Below are 1,502 nucleotides of genomic sequence, written 5' to 3' on the forward strand. Positions count from 1 at the left end.
GCTACAGCCGACGCCTGCGCAGAGTGTTCTACATGTCCGCGCAGACCAGCATCATCCAGGACGGGCCCAACCGAGACTTCTACCGTAAGAAGCGAGCCGAGGGCTGCGGACACGTCCAAGCCCTCATCGCCCTCGAGCGCCGCCGAGTCAACGTGCTGTGGGCACTACTCCGCGACGGACGGGAGTTCACCCCCGCCCAGCCGACGGCTTGACTCAGTCATTGAGACTCCACCACCCGCAGTGGGCATGTACTGGCCAGCATGGTTGCGGCACGGAAGTCCGCTGCGAGACCATTGCGCAGACACACGGTTGAGCATTTGTGAGGCCAGGGAGAACTTAATTGACCGATAAAGGAACCCGCGAAGGGCCGTCGCTTCTCACTGATCGCCCCTCGGAGGACTCGGGTACCGAGACGGCATCCCGATACTTCTTCCAATATCAATGCGCAGCCAGGCATTGCTTCAGCCTGCTTTCCGACGACTCGATAAAATCGATCATATGCGAATGGTACACAGACTATGCCATTGAATATTCAAATGGTGCGCTGCATATTTTTTCTGTGAAGCATCGCGAGCCCGACAGGGGTCCTTGGCCGTTCGTTGAGCTATGGGAATTGGGTGGGCTGTCTACTCTTTTTAAGAGATGGGTGGCAGGTTCAAGAGAAGGAAGATGTCGGCTTGTTACCAATGCACCCATGAAGGGAGGGAAAGACCGGGCGGCGGCTTTCGACGCTGCATGCAAGAGTGGCAGCCTCGAGCAGTTGGCTGGCTTCATCCCAGAAGTTGCAGTCAGGCTGGCGTGCTCCACATCGGACGCTGCCGAATTCCTGGCAGCGCTCGATATTGAGCATGGAGTTCCCGATCGTACTACGATCCGTTCCCATTCTATCCTTAGCATAGCCGAACCAACTCTTGTCGAGGCTGGGTTGCCGGACCTTGATCCCAAGTATGCCTGGGATTCGGTTGTAAACTTGGTGGCGGTTTCGTCACGCAATGGAGATGCCAGGGACTCCCTCGATCGGCTAAGAATTTCAAGCCCTGACGGTATCAGGGATCGCCAGTTGATATCCATCAATGTCCGACGGCGCACAATCGCAAGGGAGGATGTTTTTCGGGCTTTGGAACCTGAAAGGCCGGGACGCGGACCGGCCTGGCGGCACGTATCAAACCTGAGCACTCGACCTCCGACTCCTATATTTCATGGGCGCACTCAAGAACTCTCTTCGCTTGTTTCTCTCGTCTCAAAAGAAGCGGACGAGAAACCGGGTATTGCGGTTTTGGGGATGAGCGGAATTGGGAAAAGCGAGCTAGTTGGTCAGTATGCCGCACGAGAGTGCGAAGACTTCGACGTTGCATGGTGGGTGTCCGGTGAGTCCTGGCCGTCGACAGTCGCCGGCCTAACTCAACTGGCTGCAGAGCTCGGAATTTCAGGCGAATCGCCGGGAGCGTCCCTGCAGAACTTGGCCCGGTTCCTTAAGCAAAATCGAGCGCGCGTCGTTTTCG

The 1,502-nt window shown here is 56.9% G+C and carries 1 protein-coding gene and 1 pseudogene; both read left to right on the forward strand.

The features are described 5' to 3' along the window. A pseudogene (locus ABD323_RS41030) lies at positions 1 to 212 on the forward strand (IS110 family transposase); the annotation flags it as partial. Positions 213 to 340: 128 nt separating this feature from the next. Continuing rightward, positions 341 to 1,502: dsDNA nuclease domain-containing protein (locus ABD323_RS41035; RefSeq protein ID WP_344447198.1), on the forward strand; the 1,162-nt coding region annotated here is incomplete at its 3' end.

The sequence above is a fragment of the Kitasatospora nipponensis genome (assembly GCF_039528135.1).
In the GTDB taxonomy this organism is placed as follows: domain Bacteria; phylum Actinomycetota; class Actinomycetes; order Streptomycetales; family Streptomycetaceae; genus Kitasatospora; species Kitasatospora nipponensis.